We start from the raw sequence: 23524 nt of genomic DNA on the forward strand, positions 1-23524 counted from the left end.
CAGGGGAGAATACCATCAATTACAGATTTTATATCCGTACAGGTACGGAGAAAAGGATCATGTGATAGCCAGGGATTCAAAAAAGCTCCTTGGGGAAACAACCAAGGAGCTCTTAAAAAAATCTATCAATTTTTAATTTTTTAAATCATATGCGTTGATTTGACCTGAACCGGCCAAATAATAGAGGTAGCCCTCAATATCATCCACTTCATAAACCGGCTTTTTGTCTTTGAGGACAATTTCTTTTTCGGTTTTTCCACTGTCCTTGTTGACTTTGACCAGCCCTACGCCGTCGCTGAGATCAGTCAAGATAAAGCGTGCATTTTCCGTAGCCATCGTTGCTTTAAAGCGCTTGGTCATTTCTCCGTAAGAAATTGAGGAAATGTTAGAGAAGGACTCTGCCGCGCGGGCATTGTTTCTGGCCCGCATGGCATCGGCACTACTGTATTCACCGATGTAATAACTGTAGGTGGATTGGGAAGCGGCGGCTGCAGCGACTGTTGCCGAAGCTAAGGTAACTGCACCCAGGGCTATTTTGGTCAAGGTACTTTGTCCAGGAGCTTTATGAAATACATGGTAGTTTTCCTTTCCATCGCCATCCAGCAACATCATATTTTGATCGGAAGCCAAAAAGATCCCTGAGGAGCGTACTCCTATTTCGCTCGGGCTTTCTTTGCCTTCAAATTTTAGCTTGGCAAAGGTGCTCACATCTCCGGTGTTTTCATCGATAGCCATGATTTCCTCGCCCGTGCTGATCAAGTAGCGTCCATTCGCCTTGTCGTAGGCACTGGATACAGCTGTTGCCTTCTTGTACTGAATGCCTTTTTTCCACTTCGCCTCTCCGGTACTGAGATTAATAATATTCGCATCGGTATCGGTGATGTAAATCATCCCTTGTGGGGTGGTAGCCATGGTATGAATATTAGCTCCGGTATCAATGGGTTTTTTGAACAGTGGAGTCCCGTCAAATTTGATTTTATTGATCCCGCCTTCCTGTAATCCGAATAGGATCCCGTCTTCCATCACGTAAAAATGCTGAACATACCCTTTTGTTTTGGGGGCTTTTTCCCATAAATCTTCTCCAGTTGAGGCATCCAAAAAGGCAATTTTAGACTCACCAGGACCGCTTAATTGGCTGACTAAGCTGCTGCCTCCCTTAAACACATCACTGACCACCGCCAATCCTCCGGGAAGGATCTGGAATCTGGTAATCGCGCCTTTGATTTTTCGCTCTTTCTCCCAGAGGGCCTGCCCGTCCTTTCCAAATTTGTGAATTCGGGTGTCCCCATTACTTCGCTCCTCAAATCCATAGATTTCGCTTCCCGTTTCATCGGCAATCATGCTGGTTAGATTTTTTACCTCATTTTCCCAAATAATGCTCCCGTTACTCACATTGGCGCTGACTACCCCTTTGGTGGTAGGAACAAAAACTTGATCCTGGAGTAAGAAAGGAGCTCCCGAACTCATCGGAATGGCTGCAGCACTTCGGACTTTTCCTGCATTGGGATCCAAATTGGCAAATCCTTCTTGCTTACCAGATGCCATGTCGTATATGCCTACTGCCAGGATTTCACCCTCGCTTTTTTCCCGATTCCCAACGACTACTAGTTTGTTTTCGGGAAGAAAGATTTTAAGTTGGGCAATTTGCTTCCAGCCATTTTCCTCGGTGACGAAAACTTTTTTTCCGGTGATTACATCAATGACCGTGCGCTTGGAGTTGGCAAAGATAGTCCCAGGAATTTGTGATTTTCCTCCTTGGGTTAAAATAACATAGGGGCTGAGCGGAACCAATTCCATTTCCTCTTCTTTGATTTTACCGTATTCGGCAAAGTTAAAATGGGGACTATCCGCTCCTGGACGGATGCCGGCTAATCCATTACTTCCATTGATCAGAAGGACTCCGGCATCGGTTAGGGTCATCTTTTCGATTTTCCCTCCAATATCATAGGTGTAGCTAGGGGCTGTTTGAGCCCAAATACTGCCGGAAAACAGGGCAGCAAGGGCAAAAGATAAATACGTTTTCATGGTTTTGCGTAAGGTTGAATTCTTGCCTAAAGGACGGGGGATTGGGGTTGGAATTCCATACGCTGTTTGCCGTATTTTTTGTCGTTTGACCGGTATTCTTAAGAAAAGGGTATCCTGGTGCCAAATCTACTTTATTTAAATAAATGGATTGGGGCTAGGACTTTTATGAAAACTTATAAGAAGATCGGCTCATTGTCTAAAAAATCTTTTTTTACTCAGATGGATTTCTTATTTTTCACTTTGAATCAATGACCCAAAATAGAGTGAATCCACAACCCTCATCCGCGGAAATTAATGACCAAGAGCTTTGGGAATCCCTAATTAAGGGGGATAGAGCGGCTTTTGGCTTGATTTATCAGCGAACTATTCAGGATCTCTATCGTTTTGGATGTTCCTTGGTATCAGATGAGGATCTAGTTTTGGATTCGATTCAGGAGGTTTTTGTGGATCTTTGGAAGTACCATTCCCATTTACAAAAGACCGATAAAATAAAAGTTTACTTGTTTAAATGCCTTTCCAATCGGATTCATAAAGAATCCATGCAGCAAAACAAGAGAAAAACCAAGAATGAGTTTTTTATTGCCGGAGAGGAATCAGCCATTGAAAGTATAGAGGATAGGCTGGTTCTTAATACTTACAATCAGGGAATGAAAGCTCAATTGTCCAAGGCACTTCAGCAGCTTCCATTCAGGCAAAAGGAAGTGATCAACTGCCTGTTTTTTGAGGATTTTTCTTATGAGGATACGGCCAAAATTATGAATATCAATTTACGTTCGGTCTACACCCTAGCTTGGAAAGCCATATCTAATTTAAAATCTTCGATATCAATCAAAATAATCATTGGTTTTATTATTCTTATGAGTAAATAAATTTTGTTTTGAGAATTTTTTAAAAAATATAGTCAAATCAAAGGATAACTTTTCAGGATATCGGGCTTGTATAGGTGAAAGAAACCTTTATGAGCAAGTCAGAGTACAGCACCGAAGATTTTGTCTTAGACCCGGATTTTAGAAAATGGGTCTTGGAAAATGATTCCGAAAGTAAGACCTATTGGGTCGAATTTTTGGCACAGTATCCATCCAAAGTCAAAGAAATCAAAGAGGCCAGGGAGCTCTTGATTCACCTTTCCCGTCAAAAAGTATCCCTTTCCTCCTCAAAGGAAGCTGAGTTGTTTGCAAAAATCAATCAAGCGATCGAAAAGCAGGAATCAGGCGATAAAGTGGATGCTACCTTGATGGTAGACTTAGATAGCTGGAGTACGATTCAGAAATATAACTTGGAGCGGGAGCGGCAAAAGCGGAAACATCTTAAAATCAGAATAGGGGTTTTGTCCGGTTTGTTACTTGCAGTGGTTGGTTTATTTTTCTTACCAGAAATCAAGAATGACCCACTGGAGCAGGAAGTTAAAGTAGAATGGGTGAGTTTTGCTGCTCCGGCTGGCGTCAAGTCCAGCATTAGCCTGGAGGATGGCTCAAAGGTTCATTTAAACTCAGGTTCAAAAATTACCTATCCCAAAAGTTTTGTGGGTGGGATTCGGGAAATCCGATTGGAAGGAGAAGCTTTTTTTGAAGTGGCCAAAAATCCCGAAATGCCTTTTGTAGTCCGGACAAAACACCTTGTGACCACTGCCTTGGGGACCTCGTTTAATATCAATGCCTATCCTGAACATGAAATTGCTGTCTCCCTTGTCAGTGGCAAAGTGCGTGTAGAGGATAGTCAAAATGAGTCCAATCAAGCCATCCTTAATCCCGGAGAAACGATCAAGTCTGATCTTGAAAGTAAAAGCTGGGAAAAGGGAAACTTTGAACAAGAGGATATTTTGGCCTGGCTAAACAAAACCCTGGTGTTTGAGAAAACTTCGGTCCAGGAGGCGATTTTAATGCTGGAAAACTGGTATGGGGTCAATTTCGAAATCCAAGGTACCATCCCCATCAATACCACAGTTTCAGGAAAATTCAAGGATGAGACCCTTCAAAATATTTTGGAGGGCTTGAGCTATAGTGCCCGATTTAACTACAAAATCAATGGAAAAACAGTCAATTTAACTTTCAAACCCTAAAAAACGCCTATGAAACATCCGCCAAACCAAAAGTAGAAAGCCGGGAATGCGCCAACATCCCCGGCCTTTACTGGGTGAAAATTTGTCTCGAAAACGCTTTTCACCTGATGCCTAAACCCTTCTTTAAGTCTAAACACTAAGTAAAGTTATGAAAAAAGTCATACTATTTCATGTATGGGCTATGTCCAAAAAAATACTACAAGTTTTTCTGATTCAATGCCTTTCGATGAGCGTCTTATTTGCCAACTCCGGCAATGCACAAATTAAGACCATCGATCAGGTAGAATTGACACTCAATCTTAGCAATGCCGGATTACTAGAGGCATTTAACCGGATTGAGCATGCCACGGGTTTCAACTTTGTCTACACCAACAAAGAGTTGAAAAATGTGCCTCAAGTTAATCTGAAGGCAAATTCTAATGTCTACGATGCGCTAGTGGAGATATCCAAGCAAACGGGATTGAATTTTAAACAGGTCAATGGAAATATCCATGTACGCAGAAACAGTACTGCCCAAGCCTCCCAATCGGTGGTCATTGAGGAACAGGAAGATGTTGCTGTCAGTGGAGTAGTCTATGACGATACAGGAGTTGCCCTACCGGGCGCATCGGTGATTGAAAAAGGAACCACCAATGGGACGGTAACCGATCTGGATGGAAGCTTCAGTCTGACCGTATCCTCTTCGGAATCTGTCTTGGTCGTGTCCTTCATCGGGATGTTAACCCAGGAAATTACCGTGGGACAGCAGAGCGAATTCACCATCAATCTAGAGCAAGACACTAAATCCCTTGAGGAGGTTGTCGTGATCGGATACGGAACCCAAAAGCGGAGAGAAATCACCTCCTCAGTGGCTAAAGTAAATGAGGAAAGTTTCAATTCCGGTGGGGTTCGCTCGCCTTTGGATTTGATTCAAGGAAAGGTGGCTGGATTGAGTATCACGCGAACGGAAGGTAACAACCCGAACTCTGGAGCTGCCATTCAGCTCAGAGGGGTGACCTCCTTGACCGGAAACCTGAGTCCATTGATTGTCATTGACGGGATTCCAGGGGGAAGCTTGGATTTATTGCAGCAGGATGATATTGCATCATTTGATGTGCTCAAGGACGGTTCGGCTGCAGCCATCTACGGTACCCGGGGAAATAATGGGGTGATTCTCATTACAACCAAAAAAGGAAAAGCCGGTGATCCAAGATTCGAATATTCTACTTATTTCCAGCGGGACGTGGTGGACAGAAAACCCGATTTTCTCACTGCTGAGGAATACCGAGACCTAATCGATCAAGGCTTAATTGGTGAAGGAAATGATTTGGGAGCTTCCACTGACCTGTATGATGAATTGCTCAACAAACAAAACTTCAGTCAGTACCATAATTTTGCCGCTTCCGGAGGTACGTTGAATTCCAATTACCGGGCTTCCTTTTACTTTAATGATGCCGAAGGGATGGCCAAAGAAAATAGCCGTCGACAGTTTGGGGGCAGAATCAACTTTAATCAGACCGGACTTGAGGGTAGATTGCAGATGCAGTCCAATTTGGCCACTAATTTTAATTTAGCCAATCTTTTAGGAGGTGGAGGCACTGATTTTGAACAGGCAATTCAACGTAATCCAACCGCGCCGATTCGGGATGAAAACGGTGAATTTGTAGAAACGGAAGCCTTTAATAACTACAACCCTCTGTCACGGCTACAGCACCGGATCAATGAGCGAAATCAGGCAACTTTCTCCGGGGATACCCGATTCACCTTTGAAATCATCGAAGGATTGACGGTTAGTGCTTTTGGAGCACATGTTAGAAACACTTTCAACGACCGACAGTATCGATCGCTCTTGGATTTTGCCCAGCGTCCCAATGCCCAATATCAGGGAACCGGATACGCTCGGAAGTACAATGAATTGACTTGGACCAACGTATTTGAATCCACCGTAAATTATAAGCGAAACTTTGGGGATCATGCCTTCGACTTTATTGGAGGATATTCGTATCAGTACAGCACCTACGAGAATTTTGCGGTCAACAACAATGGGTTTACTACCGATGCGTTTCTGGACTGGAACTTGGGTGCGGGTAGTGCGATCAACAATACTTTGCTTCCCAGACCCGGTATGGGGAGCTTCAAGGATGACAATACCTTGATTGCTTTGTTTGGCCGAGTCAGCTATTCCTTCAATGAAAAGTATTTTGGTCAGGTGACTTTCCGAAGAGAAGGCTCGTCCAAATTTGGGGCAAACAACAAGTGGGGTAACTTCCCGGCCTTTTCTGCCGGATGGGATCTTTCCAAAGAGGATTTTCTTTCCGGAATCAGTCAGATAGACAATTTGAAACTTCGCGTAGGATATGGAGTCACCGGTAATCAGGGGATTCCTAATTACCAGTCCTTGGTTACTTTAAGTACCGGTGGAGTGTATCCTCAAGAGGGAATTTTCTATCAGACCTACGGACCCTCCAGAAACCCAAATCCAGACCTTCGGTGGGAGAAAAAACAGGAATGGAATATTGGATTGGATTTTGGCGTATTCAACAATCGCTTAACCGGTTCTTTGGATATCTATCAGCGTAATACCGTGGACTTGCTTAATAATTACACTGCACAGCAGCCTCCGTTCGTTCGAAGCTCCATTTACACCAATGTAGGAAGTATCAAAAACAAAGGGGTGGAACTTTACCTCAATGGGGTGATTGTGGAAAAAGAGGGTTTCCGATACAGTGTGGATTTTGCCGCAAACTCCCAATTTAATGAATTGAGTACGCTTTCCAATGAGTTTTACTCTGCGGATTTCTTGGAATATGGCTTTTTGCCTTCTCCGGGTAATCTCGGTGCTGCGATTCGACTGGAAGAAGGCGGGAAAGTTGGAAACTTCTACGGAAAACGCTTTGCCGGATTTGATGAAGATGGCAAGTGGTTGTTTTTCAATGCTGACGGAGATGCAGTTTCTGCTAGCGAAATCACTCCTGGTGATCTGACAGTGATCGGAAATGGAGTACCCAAATACATGGCCTCCCTTTCTAATAACATCAGTTATAAAAACTGGGACTTTACGGTTTTCTTCCGAGGAAAATTTGGCTATGATATCCTCAATACACAAGATTTGTATTTTGGAAATAAGGCCTGGTTGCCCAATAACCTGTTAAGCAGTGCCATCACCAAAAATGCCGAGTTGGACGATAATCCGCAGTTCTCGGATTATTATTTGGAAAATGGAAGCTTCGTGAAGCTGGACAACGTGACCATCGGGTACAACTTTGATGTGAGTGGAAAAGCAGTGAAAAACCTCCGGGTATACGCCACCGGGAGAAATTTACTGACCTTTACGGGTTATTCCGGATTGGATCCTGAGTTGCAGGATACAGGTTTCACCACCGGGATAGATAACCGCGGATTCTATCCACGGACCAATTCGTATACCCTGGGTTTGAACATCACTTTCTAAAAAAGGAGAACTATGAAATTTATCAAAAAAACATATCAAATTTTAGTCGCTTTTGTCCTTGTTGGAGTGAGTAGTTGTATGGATCTCTCCGAGACTTTTTACAGTGAACTATCCAAGGATAACTTCTATAATAACAAGGTCGAAGTAATGCAGGGTGTCTTGCGTCCCTTTACCCACATGCAGGCTTGGCTTGCTCCCACGGGACAAAATGGATTTTATTACCATAGTGAAATGGCTGCCGATCAAGTAGCTTGGCCACAGAAAGGTCGACATGGCTTTGATGGAGGAGATCACATTCGACTTCACTATCATACTTGGACACCTGACGAACCCCGCATGCGTTCTGCTTGGTCTCTTATGTGGGAAGGAGTAGGCTATGTCAATGCGATTTTAGGTGATTTGGAAACCCTCGATATTCAGCGTGCCGGTTTGACCGAAGAAGAGCGGGACAAATTAATCGCCGAAGTGAAAGTCATGCGTGCCTACCATTACATGCGCATCATGGATATGTGGGGCAATGTGCCGATTATCACTCAGGTGGGAGAGCCACTTAATCCACCCACCTCCCCTCGGGCTGAGGTATTTAATTTTGTGATGACCGAGCTGGAGGAAAATGTGGAAATGCTCGAACCCCTTTCCCAAGCATTGGTAGGTCGGGTATCCAAAGCAGCAGGCTATGCCATGCTATCAGAACTTTACCTAAACGCAGAAACTTGGGCGGGTACTCCGATGTGGGATAAATGCATCGAATATTCCGATAAAGTGATTAACGGAGAAGGGGGATCACTTACCGGAACCATGGCCTTGGACTCGGATATTTTGGGACCCTTTGAAAATGACAATCACCTGTCCCCGGAAAATATCTTCCAATTTGCTTTCAGTAGAGAAGGTGGATTTACCTTCAATTGGGGAGGTTTTTATTTTGGTTACGGGAACATGTCCCAGGCCTTAAATGTGACCTACAGTGGATGGAATGCCTTTGTGGTTATCCCTACAGCTTTTGATGCTTACCAGGAAAATGACCTTAGAAAGCAAGAGTGGTTCTTATTTGGCCCGCAGTATTTCTATGGTACGGATGATCCGATCCTAGGTACAGAGGAATATGACGGTGAACCTTTGGTGTATGTCAATTCGATCCGACGAAACAGTGAAGGACAAACCGGAGAAGGATCCATGACTGACGGGGAAGAAAACAGTGGTGCTCGATTCCATAAATACCGATCCGGTACCGTGGATGATGAGGGATACTGGGAGAATGATTATATCATTTATCGTCTCACCGAGATTTATTTCAACAAGGCTGAAGCTTTGATGCGTCAAAACGGAGGACAGGCAACCCCAGAGGCCGTAGACCTGATCAATGCTTCCCGGAAACGAGCATTCGCTCCTGAGGATTGGGCTGATGCTGCGTATACTACTTCTACCCTGACCCTAGAAGAGCTACTTGCCGAAAGGGGACGAGAGTTTATCTTTGAAGGGAAAAGAAGAACTGATTTGATCAGATTTGGTAAATTCAGCACCGGAGACTGGTGGGATCACCGTCCAACCAATGATCCTAACCTGAATTTATTCCCTATTCCTCAGATTCAAATCACTTCCAATCCTAACCTGGAACAAAACCCTGGATATTAAGGCAATAAAAAAAGCAACTGGTGGATTTTTTCTGCCAGTTGCTTAACTTAATCAATTAAAATCACTTCGCTAAAATTTATGAAATTCAATTCTGGAAAGATTGGACTGGGAATGTTTTTGCTCTGCGCAGGATCATTTTCAAGCCAAGGGCAGACTCAATTGACCCTTTCGGATTTTCAATCTCCCTCCAAAAGCTGGAAGGAGGCTGCCCAAGTTTGGGCTGATCCACAGGAAGCCACAATGCTCTATTCCGATGGGGAGGGGACCGTCTTTTATAATCTACCGGATCGGAAAAATCCCGGTAAAGACCTCATCTCCTCATCAGAATATGGAGATGTGGAGCTAAAAATGGAATACCTCATGGCCCCAGGCTCCAATTCGGGACTTTACCTACAAGGCCAATATGAAATTCAACTGTTGGACAGCTGGACGACCACCTATCCAAAAGCTGGAGACAATGGAGGCATTTACCAGCGGTGGGACGAGTCCAAACCTGAGGCTGAAAAAGGGTATGAAGGTTATGCTCCCCGTCAAAATGCAAGCAAAGCTCCTGGGCTTTGGCAAACTTTGGAAGTGGGCTTTGAAGCTCCCCGCTTTTCGGCTTCCGGAGAAAAAATCAAAAATGCACACATTCGATACGTTCGGTTGAATGGAGTAGTGGTCCAGGAAGATGTTTCGCTGAGTGGTCCTACCCGAGGGGCATTACAAGCAAAGGACATAGCCCGAGGTCCGCTTCGGATTCAGGGAGACCATGGGCCAATTGCCATTCGTAACCTGGAAGTTAAGGCCATGGATACCCCCGCCCCCCAAATCAACGCGTTGACCTATGAAGCCTACGCAGGCAGTTTTACCGAATTGAATCAAATCGAAGGGAAAAGCCCGGATATAACCGGTGAATTTGAGACTCTGGCTGATTTTTCATCTGGGGTTAGGGGAAATTCACTTGTCAAAGTAGAAGGAACACTGCAAGTGGAAAAATCAGGAATCTACCGATTTGACATGGCTTCCGCGCAAGGATTGGTTCGGATGGATTTGGCCGATCAATCCAGTGGGGAATTGAGCAGAAATGGAATTAACCTGGAAGCCAACTTAGAAAAAGGCAGTCATCCGATTACTTTTTGGGTTTCCAAACCCCGTGATTGGAGTACGCAGGGATTTAGGCTGCAAGTGAGTGAGGCCAACCTTTGGCCGGTTGCCTTAAGTGAACCGGCGGGATTTGCCGAATGGAATACTGACCCAATTTGGGTAGATACCCAAGAAAATCCAATCATCCGCTCTTTTATGGAAATGCCGGATCGGGGAAAAATTTCCCATGGCGTTTCGGTTTCCTCCCAAGCAGGAATTCATTTTTCCTACGATTTGAGCACTGGACGCTTGATTCGGGTTTGGCGCGGAGAATTCTTAGACGCAACCCCGATGTGGAATAACCGAGGAAATGGGGTTTCTCGTCCTTTGGGAAGTCAAACATACCTGGATAGCCGATCCAAATCAGATCCGATAGCAGGTATTGCCGATTTCCAACCTAAAGGATATCAGGTTATGGGAGATGGAGCAGTCAAATTTCTGGCGCAGGCCGGAGCAAATCAGATCAGTGATGTGCTTATGCTACTAGAAGATGGTACAGGAATAAAGCGAACGATTACGCTGGGGAATTCCGGATCCGAGGTCATTGCCATCGCAGAAGGTTCCCAGATCAAAGAAATTAAACAGGGGCTGTATTTGATTGAAGATACCGGGTTGTATCTATCACTTTCGGATGCTAACATGAAGCCTACTGTGAACTCCGAGGGTCAAGTGGTGTTGCCCATCAATTCCACGCTTACCTATACCCTGCTATTTTAACGAAGATTGAAAATGCGCAATAACATGCTAGTAAAACATATACGCCTGATTTTGGGCCTTTGCCTGGGATTAGGCTACTCAGTTCAAGCTCAGGAATCTCCCAAAGAGGAAGATTTCTTCAAAATTGTGAGAGTTCCCGCACCGGAAGGTACTTTGCTGGAAGTTGGGGGATTAGGAATGCTTCCCAATGGAAATCTGGGAGTTGCTACCCGCCGGGGGGATGTGTATGTGGTCGAAAATCCCACTTCAGCCCGTCCCTATTTTAGGAAATTTGCCTCAGGGCTTCATGAAATTTTAGGTCTTCATTATGAAGAAGGAAGCTTTTATGTGGTCCAGAGAGGGGAATTGACCCGACTTCGGGATATGGATTCTGATGGGAAAGCGGATTATTATGAAACAGTGGCGTCTTGGCCGCTCTCGGCTCACTATCATGAGTACAGTTTTGGTCCCAAATTGGCTCCGGACAATACTTTTCTTGTCACCACCAATGTTGCCTTTGGGGATCAGGAATGGTGGAGAGGGGAGAGTCGCGTGCCTTATCGGGGATGGACCCTAAAAGTGCATCGTGATGGAAGAATCGAGCCTTATGCCACAGGTATGAGATCTCCTGCCGGACCGGGGGTCCTTAATGGAGAGATTTTTTATACCGAAAACCAGGGGGATTACATGGCCTCAGGTGGCTTATGGCATTTGGAAAAGGGAGACTTCAGTGGGCATCCGGCTGGATTGAGTTGGGCTCAAACTGAAGGTTCACCTATCGAAATGACTACCGCGGAGTTCAATGAAGTGGTGGACCCACAAAAGGTAAAGGATGAAAATGGACGCTATATCAAGCCTGAAAATGTTCAGGACGATAATTTTATCACGCTATATGAGGCAAAGGAGTCCTTGCCCGAAATCAAATTACCGGCCGTTTGGTTGCCACATGGAATTCATGGGATTTCCAATTCCGAGCCTTTAGTCATTCCCGAAGGTTACTGGGGTCCTTTTGGAGGCCAGATTCTGGTAGGAGATCAGGGGCAAAGTAAAATTATGCGAATCATGCTGGAGCAGGTCAATGGGGTTTATCAAGGGGCCTCGATTGATTTCCGTTCCGGATTTCAGTCCGGGGTGCTTCGGATGGCTTTTGCCGAAGATCAGTCTTTGTTTGTAGGCGAAACCAATAGAGGTTGGGGTTCAGCCGGTGATGCCAATGAAGGACTGCAGCGCCTGATATGGAACCGGCAGGTACCTTTTGAAATCCGGGATATCAAAGCCAAGCCGGATGGATTTGAAATCGAATTTACCCATCCGGTAGATCAAGAAAGCGCCATGAACAAGGACAGTTATTTCGTGGGCAGCTTTACCTATAAGTATTTTCCGGTGTATGGTTCCGCTCCTGTTCGGAATGAAACCCACCAGATTAAGGGAATAAGGGTTTCTGAAGATGGAATGAAAGTCAGAATTGCGTTGGATACCTTGTATCAATATCATGTTCATCGCTTGAGTTTCCCAGGTATCCGAGAGAAGGGTAGCTCTAATGAGTTGGTTCACATGGATGCGTATTATACGCTCAATGAAATTCCAGCCGGGGAAAAAATGGAAATTAAAGCAATGCCAAAGCCCGTGGCCCAGCAGCCTGCTCAACCCACTCCGGTTAAGAAACCGGCAACGCCTACCCAACCCACCGTGAGGCAAACCGACCAGGTAGTCAATGAAACGGAGATCAAAGCACTCCTGACCAAAAATACCTGTACGGCCTGTCATGCTACCGACAAAAAACAGGTCGGGCCAGGTTTTAAAGAAATTGCCGAGCGCAGGTATTCCGCGGAACGAATCGTTGAGTTGATCTATAATCCAGAGCCCGAAAACTGGCCGGATTACGCCACACCGATGCCGCCGATGCCTCAAGTACCCAGGGAGGAAGCCTTAAAAATCGCTAAATGGATCAATTCTCTGAATGACTAAAGAAATTAAGATTGGGTTTATGAACCACAGTTGATGGTTTGAATTTTTGAAAACCAATGGTCTTTTGGGCCATTGGTTTTTTTTCGGTGTGCCCAGCATGGGCGATAGCTATAGGGTGCAAGTCCCGAACACGCCTTGGCAGTTGGAAGTGTTAGCTTAAGGCAAGGGTATCCAACGTAAGGTGGAATCTGAAGGAAGCCGGCGGCAAATCGTTACCCCGAGGAACACGAACCTTATCAGGCATATCCGATGGGATGAGACGGCCAAGTAAGTCAAAATCCAAAGATTACACGGACATCGGAGTGTAAATGAGGTGGGGACATGGAGTGAAAGTGGGTTGCCTTACCTGAGGAGACCTCATGGACGTATGAAAATCCCTCAAGTATGGGAAAGTACGGAGTAAAGCTGGTCATGAGGAGTCAGCCGAAGGCAAAGTACCGGATCACGAGTTAGTTTGGGAAGGCCCGAACCTTGCCGTATGGCAGTGAATGAATGTTACCGAAAGGAAAAGGATCAGATACTCGGAAACCAGGCTCCTTACCAAAAGAATAGGACGGAATCCGAAGGATGGATAAGAGTGATTCCATTGGAGGATAACTGAAAACAACGCCAAACAAGCCTTTCGAGGCGTAAAAGCAAGAGACTGCCGTATACCGAACGGTACGTACGGTGGTGTGGGAAGTCGAAACGGGAACTAATCCCGTCTCTCCTACCCGATTAAAGCGCAGTGTAATGTTTGAACCATGAACTAGTTGATTTTTTGAATCGCAATTACCAAGTGGTTTGGCTCTTGGTCAATCCAACTTCCGGGAGTTAAACAAGTGTACATTTTTTCTTCTAATCAGGGGTTAAAATTATTTATCGAGATTAATTCTAAATTGTTTGTTTAGAATTAATCCAATTAATAAGTTTGCAGCGTCAAATCAATCCGATTTATGAATATCAAATCTCTACTCTTCACCCTGGCGTTTGGGATGCTTCATTTCGTAGTTCTTTCCCAATCTGCAACCTTGAAAGGACAAGTCACAACCTCCGATAATCAACCCCTTGAATTTGTTAACGTGGGGATCAAAGGTCTTTCCAAGGGCTCTACCACTGACCGCTTTGGAAATTATGAAATCAAAAATATCGAACCCGGTTCCTATACTGTTTTTGCTTCTTTTGTAGGATTGGAAAAGCAAGAACAAGAAATCAGCCTAAGTGCCAATCAAACCCTTACGCTGAATTTCTCGGTAAAAGAAAGCTCAACCGACTTGGCCGAAGTGGTTGTGACTGATTTTTCCTCCAATCGGTTTTATTCTGATTCCAGCTTTACGGTAGGGAAGCTTCCCTTAAAAGACTTGGAAAACCCACAAGTATACAATTCCATTTCCGGTCGCCTCCTGCGGGAACAGGTGGTGACTACGATGAATGATGCGATGAAAAATGCTACCGGTGTTACCCGTCTTTGGGAGTCTACCGGTAGAGGAGGGGATGGGGCAGAGTACTACTCCATGCGTGGATTTTCCATCCAACCGACCTTGGTTAATGGTATGCCCAACGTGAATAACGGTGCACTTGATCCGGCAAATATTGAGACGATCGACGTGGTCAAAGGACCTTCTGGGACCCTGTTTGGAAGTGCAGTTATTTCTTATGGGGGCTTGATTAATATCACCACCAAAAAACCCTTTGACTTGTTTAAAGGGGAAGTTGGCTTTATTACCGGAAGCTTCGGGATGAACAGACTGACGGCCGATGTCAATGTGCCCATCAGTGAAACTACCGCCATCCGGGTCAATTCAGCCTACCAGTCCCAAAATACCTTTCAGGATGCCGGAAATAGAACCTCCTTTTTTATCGCTCCCTCTTTTAAGTTTCAGGCCTCTGAGCGATTGACTTTTCTGATCAATACTGAGTTTTTGCAATCTCAATCAGTCAATGCCCCCATGATTTTTCTCAACAGAAATGCAGAGTTGAAATTTGATCGCATTGATCCTTTTTTAGCCAATTATGAAAACAGCTTCACGGGAAATGAATTAAGCATTCGAAACCCCAGCTACGGGATTCAGGCCCAAGCCCTTTATACCCTTTCTCCCAATTGGACTTCACAAACGGTGATTTCCAGAAGTGCGACAGAGACCAATGGCTACTATCATTACCTATTTGATGCCGGAGATGGAGATTCCTTTACCCGTTTTATCTCCGATCGAAATGGGCAAACCATCACCACCGATATCCAGCAGAATTTCATCGGAGATTTCTCCATCGGGCAATTTAGAAACCGAATGGTCGTGGGATTGGACTATTACGATCAAAGCATTTTCAACGGAAGTACAGGGTATGTGGCCAATGGCTCAGTCAAACTTTCTGATGGAAGTGATACCGGAGTGCTTACTCAGGCAGGGGTGGATGATTTGCTCCGCAATTCCTTCGAGGGAAATTCTACCGGAAAAAGTACCGTCTTGAGCGCCTATATCTCTGATGTCATTAATCTGAGATCAAATCTCTCGGTAATGGCTAGTTTGCGGGCCGATCGCTTTGAAGGAAAAACAGATTACTGGATTGAGGAAGAAGTAGAAAGCCAAACGGCTCTCTCTCCTAAGCTGGGGCTGGTTTATCAGCCGATTGAGGACAAGGTATCGCTATTTGCCAACTACATGAACGGCTTTGTCAATGTAGCCCCGCGCACGGTAGCCAATGCCGATGGCAGCAATCCAAGATTACAAGCTTTTGATCCGGAGCAAGCCAATCAGCTGGAGTTTGGGGTAAAAACAAACCTGTTGAAAGATAAACTGGCAGCCACCTTGAGTTACTACGATATCCGGGTAAAAAATCGACTGATCAACGATCCGGAGAATATCAACAATACCCTACAGGCAGGAGAGGTGGAAAGTAAGGGAGTGGAGTTTTCTTTGGTCGCTTCTCCTTTCGAAGGAATGAGCATTATCGCCGGCTACTCCAACAATACCGCGAAAGTGACCGAAGACAATCCTATCAATGGGTATCTGGGCTTGAGACCCGAGGAAGCCGGACCGGAGGAATTGGTTAATTTCTGGTTGAGCTATTCCATCCCCACGGGAAGTTTGAAAGGATTTGGATTGGGTTTTGGGGGAAATGCTGCATCTGAGCATCTGACGCTGAACCGAGCCAATGGAAGCTTTGCGATTCCTGCCTATCAGGTCTTTAATGCCGCGGTCAGCTACACCAGCAGTCAGTACTTGCTGGCTTTGAAAATCAATAACCTGAGCAATGAACGTTATTTCTCGGGCTGGTCCACCGTGACTCCTCAGTCCTTGCGAAACATTGCCTTAAGTTTTAACTACCGATTCTAAATGAAGCTAAAGCATTGGCTCGGAAAAATACACCTCTGGCTCGGACTTTCTTCCGGGCTAGTGGTGTTTATTGTCGCAGTGACCGGATGCATCTATGCATTTCAGACCGAAATTAAAGACTTGACCTATTCGTTTTTGTTTGTGGAGCCACAGGACAAAGCTGTCCTTCCCCCCAGTCAAATCAGTAAGATTGCCCAAGAGGCCTTTCCCGAGGGGCACTTGCACGGAATTCTTTACCCGACTGCGGAGCGATCGGTTCAAGCAATATTTTTCAGCTACGGCGAAGGAAATGATCATTATAAAATTGCCTATGTCAATCCTTATACCGGAGATATTCTCAAGTTGAATGATGAGTACGCGGACTTTTTTCGACTAGTTCTGGATGGACATTTTTACCTTTGGTTGCCCCCGGAAATCGGACAGCCGGTTGTCGCCAGTTTTACTCTGATCTTTTTGGTGATGGTGATTTCGGGCTTAGTTCTTTGGTGGCCCAAAAAGAAGAAAGGAAGCAGTAAGAGTTTCAAAATCCGCTGGGATGCCCGTTGGAGAAGAAAGAATTACGATCTCCATCAGGTGTTGGGATTTTATGTGATGATTTTCGCCTTGGTCTTTGCCCTAACCGGATTGGTCTGGGGCTTTACCTGGTTTAGGGATGCTTACTATGCCGCCACTACAGGTGGAAAACAATTCGTGGAATATTATGCACCCGCCTCTGATTCTACCCAACAGTACACCGGAGAAATTCCAGGGATTGATCAGGTTTGGTTGACTATGCGCGCCGAATATCCCAATGCCGAATGGATCGAGGTTCATCCGCCAGATTACGAGCACGGTTCCTATGCGGCCAATGCCAACCCGGATGCTTCCACGTATTGGAAAATGGATTACCGCTATTTTGATCAATATACTTTGGAGGAGCTCCCGGTTGACCATGTCTGGAACCGTTTTGAGGAAGCTAGCATAGGAGATAAGCTTCAGCGGATGAATTATGACATCCATGTGGGTGCAATTGCAGGTTTACCCGGGAAAGTACTTGCCTTTTTTCTAAGTGCGATCGTCGCCTCCTTGCCGGTAACTGGATTTTTAATTTGGTGGGGAAGGAAAAAGAAATCGAAGAAAGGGAAGGTAAAGGTCAAGCAGGCGGTTTCTGAGCCAGTACCCGCTTAAAGAAGTAATCCTGGATATAAAAAAAGGGAAGGGGAATTTTAATTCAATAAAATACTCCCTTTCCCAAGTATAAAGGCTCGACACTCACCGCAGTCAGAATTCCAGTAATTCAATTTTCCCCTCTCTTATGGGCTAAGATTTTTCAGTTTTCTCTGGGGATTTCAATACCTTAAGTAGAAAGTAAAGCGTAGCACCCGTGACCAAAGCCTGAGTGAGCATGAGTAGGGTTAAAGCTAATGGATTCATTGGACTTTAGTTTTTCGTTTGTAATTGGCATAATAGACCAGCAAACAGATGAGCATAAAAAGACATGCTAATTGTATTCTGGCAAAGTTAGCGTAGCGAATTTTTTCTTCTAATATCCGGCTTTCTTCCTGACTTTGACTGGCTGCTAATTGCATTTTGAGATCGCTGTGGGCGAGCTTTTCAATGATGGAATTGGGATCGAGATTCCAACCCTGACCACTAAAGAGTGATTGGATGGTTGTTGCCCAATCATTGTCCTCTGGGGTAATCAAGGCTCCCAAAAAGACCAAGAGTAAAAGTAAAGGGGTGATGTATTTGATGATGAATCTATAGACCTGAGGCACCTTGATGTCTGCTCCTGTGGTAATTTCATTCCAGCCTTTGTTCATCCCAAATACCCAGGCGAATAAAATGGATTCCAAAAGCGCAAAGACCACCAAACTCACCGTGCCTGCCCAATAATCGTATTCTTCAAAGACACCCTGTTGGTAGAACAGTACTGTAGGAAGTCCCATCACTAAGGCCATGAGTCCAAAAGAATAAGCTCCTTTTTTCTTTCCCCAGCCAAATTCATCCTTCATAAATCCCATCCAAGGGGTACCCATGGCAAGAGAGGAGGTGATGCCGGCGAAGAACAACAGACCAAACCAGGAAACTCCGGCGATGGCGGCAAAGAATTCCCCCCATTGCTGGAACAGAAAAGGCATCGTCTGAAAGGCCATTCCGAATCCGGCATTTTCTAATACCCAGTCGATTCCCAAATAACCCGCTGCGATGGGTATGACGATGGCACTTCCCAAAACTACTTCCACAAATTCATTCATAAATCCGGCAGATACCGCATTCAAAGCGATGTCGTCTTTGGAGTCAAGGTAGGCGGCGTAGCATTGAATGGTGCCCATACCCACTGAAAGGGTAAAGAAAATCTGGCCGGCCGCAGCCAACCAGACTTTGGGATTGAGCAGGGAGTCAAATTGGGGTGTCCAAAGAAAATTAAACCCATCCCATGCATTGGCCTGGGGAAATTCGGCAGACCGCCCCGAATCTCCCAATCGGTAAGCCGTTACGGCCAAAATAATCCCAAATAAAATCAATAAAGGCATTCCGATTTTGGCGACCTTTTCGATTCCTCCCAAACCTTTGGAAAGAATATAAACATTGAGAAAAAGCACCAAAACGTAAAAAAACAAAGGTTCCAAAGGAATACCCAAGGTGCTGCTTCCTAGTGAAATATACCGGTCAAAAAATTGGGCTACCTCAGCCTGTGACAGACTTTCAAAGGTTCCAATTAAGGCATGAAGCACATACGAAAAGCTCCAGGATTCGATGTAGGTATAATAAGCCACTACGCCGATGTTGGTGAAAATCCCAAATACCCCGATGTATTTCCAAGCGGCCCGCTTACCCATGGTATCCAGAATAAATGGGGTGCTGTGGTTTCCGAACTTTCCCCCATACCTACCGGAAGACCATTCAATAAATAGCAGGGGTATTCCCAAGAGCAGAAAGCAAACCAAGTAGGGGATGATAAATGCGCCACCCCCATTTTGGACGGCTTGGACAGGAAATCTAAGAAAGTTACCCAGTCCTACCGCATTTCCTGCCATCGCAAGAATCAGCCCGAGCCTGGATCCCCAGGCCTCTTTAGGCAAAGTTATTTTTTCCATGAATGAATGGTGTGATTCAGAATTTGAAAAACGTGAGTGGGTTGGCCGTTAGATGTTGGCCGAGGCGAGGAAAATCCAGCGCTTAGAAGTAAAAATGAGAAGGGTGGATCTGGGATAGAATCGAATTAAATGAGAGATTATGACTTAAATCCAACAGTTGTTTTTCTTCCAAATCAACCCCTTTTGAAGGTAAGTATAAGCCCAGTCGAATATCTCCATCAGAGGAGGTTTCTTGATTTTTGAACTGAGAAGCATAGGGGTTGGCTATGGGCAAATACCCCAAGTCAGAAAGGTTTAAATCCGAAAAGATAAGTCGGGTTTCAGTTGCTTGGGACTGATAAACTTCCCGGTTAGGAATTAAAAAAAGAATCCAAGCCATGACAAAACAAAAGGCCAAACCCGTCATTAAGCATGAGGCGTATTTTTGATCCATGAGAGGATGAGAAGAAAAGAATTTCCGTATCATCGGATGAATTTGCGCCAAAGCTATTCTAAAATTTTGATTGATTTTTTAAGGGTTGAAAAAATTTTTTTTTAACCACAATAAGGTTTGAAATTGAGGTACGTTGACTTGGGTGATCTTTTCTTTCAGTGAAAATAAAAAAAGGCGGAATAGGATGTTCCGCCTTTTGCTGAGGTAAGGAATTTGGATTTAATCCTCCAAGTATCCGAATTTTCCTTCGTTGAAATCCCGGAAAGCCTCCATCAATTCCGCCCGGGTATTCATCACAAATGGACCATGGGCAGCGATGGGTTCGTTTAAGGGTTCTCCGCTGAGAATCAGTACGACAGCCTTTTGCAGAGCGAAAACAGTAAAGTTCTCCCCCTTGTTTTCAAAGAGTGCCAAATGGTCGGTGGGGACGATATCGGTGTCATTGACTCGAACACTCCCTTCCACAACCAGCATGGCTGTGTTATGGTCAGCTGGAATTGTGAATTCCACTTGCCCATCTTTTTCCAGTTTGGTATTGAGCATATTTAAGGGGCTAAAGGTACTGGCACTTCCTTGAATGCCCTTAAATTCTCCTGCAATCACCTCTACAATACCAGCGCCTTCAGGTAGATTGACCTTAGCGATTTTTTCATGATCTAACGCTTGGTATTTGGGGGCACTCATTTTGTATTGGGCAGGAAGGTTGACCCAGAGTTGGACCATTTGAAAATCTCCTCCGGTTTTACTCCATTCCCGCTCGTGATATTCTTTGTGTAAAACACCGCTGGCGGCGGTCATCCATTGCACTCCGCCTTCTCCGATAACCCCGCCTCCTCCAGCTGAATCGTGATGTTCTACTTTTCCTTTATAGGCGATGGTCACCGTTTCAAATCCTCGGTGTGGGTGTACGCCGACCCCTTTTGGACTTGAACTTGCAGGGAAGGCATACTTGGAATTGTAATCCAGCATAATGAAAGGATCCATTCGCTTCATATCCAAACCGGGATAGCTTGGGATGAAATTATGCACCCGAAATCCATCTCCAACAAAGTGAGCTGGATTGGGTTTGGCAATGAGTTCAATTCGTTTGCTTGTCATTTTTCCTCCTTTTTTTCTTCAAAGGTAGAGTGATGTAAGCTTCCATCCCTTGATGTAGGTTAAGAATGGCTGCGATGCCGATCAGCAAGTTCTTTGCGGACCCGACTGAGACTCTCGGGTGTGATGCCCAAATAGGAAGCAATGTGGGTTTGGGGAACTCTCAAGGTGAGATCAGGGTAGGTCTGGATAAAGTCAAGGTAGCGTTCTTCAGCAGGGGCACTTTGAAGCTGGGTAATGCGTTTTTGCAGACTCCGAATATGACGGTGGAGAAGAAAATTATTGAAGGCAATAAACCGTTCATCGGCTTTTGCCAGCTGAAGAATCAGGTCTTTGTTGATGTAAAAGATCTCACTGTCCTCGATCGACTCAATGAAGTAAGAAGAGGCTTGGTCAAAATATTCGCTTTCCCGATCGGCCATCAGCCAGTTTTCCGGGGCAAACTGCAGAATATGTTCCTTGCCTTTTTTATCCACTGCGTATTGCTTGAGTAAACCTTTTTCGACAAAAAAGGAATGCTGGATTTTTTCTCCGGAACGAAGGAGGAAGGTTCCTTTACGTACTTCTTTTCGGCTGCAATGCGACAGGATCTGATCGGTCAAGTCCCGGTCTAAGTGGGCGTTTGAAGTCAGAAAATGAGTGAATCGGAAGTTGTTCATCGAAATTCAATTTACAAAAAAATCAAGGAAAGTCTCATGGAGTTAGCGGGAGGAAAGGCTATCTCATTTTCTGTTTTATCTTTGAGCAAATTCTAATTTCTATGATGTTTGACAGTCCCGATTTTCCGTTGTCATTGGAAGAGTCACTTTTTGAAACCTGGCTTGAAAAAGGCCGGGAAAGTAAGATTTCCTATGCCTATCTTTTGGTGATCTGGGATGAATTTGAGGGAGAATATTTGCCGGTTTTTGTTCAAACTCGCTCAGAAATTCAAAGCTATCCCCGTTATGGCACTACTCCCGAACGACAAATGCTCGTAGCCGCTTACGATTTATATTCTGAATCCAGAGTACTGTAGATTGACCGAATTAACAATTTCTACAGCCGAATTGCCCGAGCCACGGAAGCGGCCATGATGCCTAATCCTTCAGTATTGGGATGGACCCCGTCCGGAAGGAGATCAGCTCTGTCCATCAAGGGAGTGTACAGATCGATGAGCTCTGAACCGCTTGACTGGGCAATGTCGATGATCATCATTCGCTGTTCATTATTCATCACTTCTGCTGTAATCCCAAAATTATCTTTGGTCACCGGCACCGGCATAACGACATACACGTTGCCATCGGCAGGCATTGATTTCTTAAACTCAGCAATCAGCTCTAGATAATCGCTTCGAAAATCTGCTTTATGAGCCCAGTTTTGGGGCTTGGAATCATTGGTACCCAGCATGATAACCAAAATATCCGGGGCAAATTCCTTCACTTCTCCAAACTGAGGTTCATTCCAATACGGAAAATCCCCTTTCTTTAATAGGGTCCGACCACTCACTCCAAAGTTTTTGACTTCGTAGGATTTGCCAAGAATTTCCTGCAGTTGAAGGGGATAGCTATCGGGATGATCACGTCCGGGACCTTGGGTAATGGAGTTTCCTACGCAGGCGACTTTGAGGGTAGTTTGGGAAAACGCTGAGACGGAAAAGAGAACTCCGATAGCAAAGGCAAAGAAGGTTTTCATAGCATATTGATTTTAGAGATGAGCAAAATAGAAAATTTTACTCAAGAAAAAGTCCTTGTTTACAGCAGGGCGTCAGCTATTTTTACCAAATGCATTTCCTGGCAACTCGTCTTCGTTGGATTTCTTACTTTTCTCTGGATGTGGTTTTTGGTGCCATGGCGGGGATGTTGTTTTTTTCGAAGGTAGCTCATGTAGAGTTAGCTTGGCCTCCCTATGTGTTGTTAGCATTGGCCGTGTGGTGCATTTACAATCTAGATCATTACCTGGATTCGCGCAAAGAAGAAATACTCTTATCTAGTCGAAGGAAATTTCACCGGAGATCAGGTAATTTGATCCTTGGCTTGGTGTTCGTTTTTGGAATACTCGGTTTGGTTGGGGGATTTTGGTGGTTCGGCTGGGGTTTGGAGCTACAGCTCACCATCGGACTTGGGTTGTTGATTGGAGGAATTCGGCTGCTGGTCTGGAAATTTGGGAAGGGTTGGATGAAAGAGTTTTCCATCGCGGTTTTTTATGTTGCCGGGATTTCTTGGTTGCCCTTTTTAAGTGCTAATCCACTGGATCGATCCGGGGAATTTTTTTTGTTTTTGGGACTTTACCTTTTGCTGGCCCTACTTAATTTGTTGATTTTATCTCAACTCGATGCAAAAGAGGATCAGAAAGCCGGTTTCTTCTCGGCAACAAAAACCATTTCCCCTCAGAATCTCCGCCAATGGATAAAAAATCTAGGCGTTGCATTAGTAGTACTCCAACTGGCTTTATTGATTGTTCTTCCCTCCTTTTTTAAGATTTTTGGATTGATTCTCCTACTGATGACGCTAGTTCATGTCTTTGTTTTCTTGACTAATACACTTAATCCCGAGCAGCAACGCATGCGAATGGAATGGGCTTTTTCGATTCCTTGGGTCTTGCTATTATTTTAGGTTTAGTACAAATGCCTATTGATTTAACCTACGGCCTGACCGCTTTCTTTCTAGGGAAAGGCCGTGATTCATAGTG

Annotated in this window: 16 protein-coding genes; 10 read left to right on the forward strand and 6 right to left on the reverse strand. The window is 44.9% G+C overall.

The window, feature by feature from the left end; all coding sequences use genetic code 11:
- Positions 1-132: 132 nt before the first annotated feature.
- Positions 133-2025, reverse strand: a complete 1893-nt coding sequence (locus Q0L00_RS07380; RefSeq protein ID WP_297336231.1) for a PQQ-binding-like beta-propeller repeat protein — start codon at positions 2023-2025, stop codon at positions 133-135.
- 248 nt (positions 2026-2273) lie between these two features.
- Between Q0L00_RS07380 and Q0L00_RS07385 the strand changes: the two genes are divergently transcribed.
- The 8 genes from Q0L00_RS07385 to Q0L00_RS07420 all read left to right on the forward strand — a co-directional run bounded on the left by Q0L00_RS07385 (position 2274) and on the right by Q0L00_RS07420 (position 17416).
- The gene (locus Q0L00_RS07385; protein WP_297336232.1) at positions 2274-2894 is read left to right on the forward strand and encodes a sigma-70 family RNA polymerase sigma factor; all 621 of its coding nucleotides are present in this window, start codon (positions 2274-2276) and stop codon (positions 2892-2894) included.
- A gap of 89 nt (positions 2895-2983) precedes the next feature.
- Positions 2984-4084 carry a FecR family protein gene (locus tag Q0L00_RS07390; RefSeq protein ID WP_297336233.1) on the forward strand — a complete coding sequence of 367 codons (1101 nt, stop codon included), beginning with the start codon at positions 2984-2986 and terminating at the stop codon, positions 4082-4084.
- 148 nt (positions 4085-4232) lie between these two features.
- Positions 4233-7514 carry a SusC/RagA family TonB-linked outer membrane protein gene (locus Q0L00_RS07395; RefSeq protein WP_297336234.1) on the forward strand — a complete coding sequence of 1094 codons (3282 nt, stop codon included), beginning with the start codon at positions 4233-4235 and terminating at the stop codon, positions 7512-7514.
- 12 nt (positions 7515-7526) lie between these two features.
- Positions 7527-9146 (forward strand): RagB/SusD family nutrient uptake outer membrane protein, encoded by a 1620-nt coding sequence (locus Q0L00_RS07400; RefSeq protein WP_297336235.1) that lies wholly within the window; start codon positions 7527-7529, stop codon positions 9144-9146.
- Positions 9147-9224: 78 nt separating this feature from the next.
- Positions 9225-10988, forward strand: a complete 1764-nt coding sequence (locus Q0L00_RS07405; RefSeq protein ID WP_297336236.1) for a DUF1080 domain-containing protein — start codon at positions 9225-9227, stop codon at positions 10986-10988.
- A gap of 24 nt (positions 10989-11012) precedes the next feature.
- Positions 11013-12935, forward strand: a complete 1923-nt coding sequence (locus Q0L00_RS07410; protein WP_297336237.1) for a c-type cytochrome — start codon at positions 11013-11015, stop codon at positions 12933-12935.
- A gap of 935 nt (positions 12936-13870) precedes the next feature.
- The gene (locus tag Q0L00_RS07415) at positions 13871-16249 is read left to right on the forward strand and encodes a TonB-dependent receptor (RefSeq protein ID WP_297336238.1); all 2379 of its coding nucleotides are present in this window, start codon (positions 13871-13873) and stop codon (positions 16247-16249) included.
- The gene (locus Q0L00_RS07420) at positions 16250-17416 is read left to right on the forward strand and encodes a PepSY-associated TM helix domain-containing protein (protein ID WP_297336239.1); all 1167 of its coding nucleotides are present in this window, start codon (positions 16250-16252) and stop codon (positions 17414-17416) included.
- 242 nt (positions 17417-17658) lie between these two features.
- Here the strand turns inward: Q0L00_RS07420 and Q0L00_RS07425 are convergent, their stop codons facing one another.
- The 4 genes from Q0L00_RS07425 to Q0L00_RS07440 all read right to left on the reverse strand — a co-directional run bounded on the left by Q0L00_RS07425 (position 17659) and on the right by Q0L00_RS07440 (position 21516).
- The gene (locus Q0L00_RS07425; RefSeq protein ID WP_297336240.1) at positions 17659-19329 is read right to left on the reverse strand and encodes a sodium-dependent transporter; all 1671 of its coding nucleotides are present in this window, start codon (positions 19327-19329) and stop codon (positions 17659-17661) included.
- Between the two features lie 82 nt (positions 19330-19411).
- Positions 19412-19795 carry a hypothetical protein gene (locus Q0L00_RS07430; RefSeq protein WP_297336241.1) on the reverse strand — a complete coding sequence of 128 codons (384 nt, stop codon included), beginning with the start codon at positions 19793-19795 and terminating at the stop codon, positions 19412-19414.
- Between the two features lie 186 nt (positions 19796-19981).
- Positions 19982-20860, reverse strand: coding sequence for a pirin family protein (locus tag Q0L00_RS07435; RefSeq protein WP_297336242.1), 879 nt, complete (start codon positions 20858-20860; stop codon positions 19982-19984).
- Between the two features lie 59 nt (positions 20861-20919).
- Positions 20920-21516, reverse strand: coding sequence for a Crp/Fnr family transcriptional regulator (locus tag Q0L00_RS07440; RefSeq protein WP_297336243.1), 597 nt, complete (start codon positions 21514-21516; stop codon positions 20920-20922).
- Positions 21517-21620: 104 nt separating this feature from the next.
- Here Q0L00_RS07440 and Q0L00_RS07445 point away from each other — a divergent pair, with 104 nt between their 5' ends.
- Complete coding sequence (locus tag Q0L00_RS07445; protein WP_297336274.1) at positions 21621-21872, forward strand: hypothetical protein; 252 nt, start codon at positions 21621-21623, stop codon at positions 21870-21872.
- 20 nt (positions 21873-21892) lie between these two features.
- On the opposite strand, the gene Q0L00_RS07450 is transcribed toward Q0L00_RS07445, so the two are convergent.
- A complete protein-coding gene (locus tag Q0L00_RS07450; protein WP_297336244.1) occupies positions 21893-22528 on the reverse strand; it encodes a GDSL-type esterase/lipase family protein in 636 nt (211 codons plus the stop codon).
- Positions 22529-22617: 89 nt separating this feature from the next.
- On the opposite strand from Q0L00_RS07450, the gene Q0L00_RS07455 reads away from it, so the two are divergent.
- Positions 22618-23448 (forward strand): hypothetical protein, encoded by an 831-nt coding sequence (locus tag Q0L00_RS07455; RefSeq protein ID WP_297336245.1) that lies wholly within the window; start codon positions 22618-22620, stop codon positions 23446-23448.
- Positions 23449-23524: the final 76 nt, after the last annotated feature.

Source organism: Algoriphagus sp. (genome assembly GCF_024305035.1).
GTDB lineage: Bacteria > Bacteroidota > Bacteroidia > Cytophagales > Cyclobacteriaceae > Algoriphagus.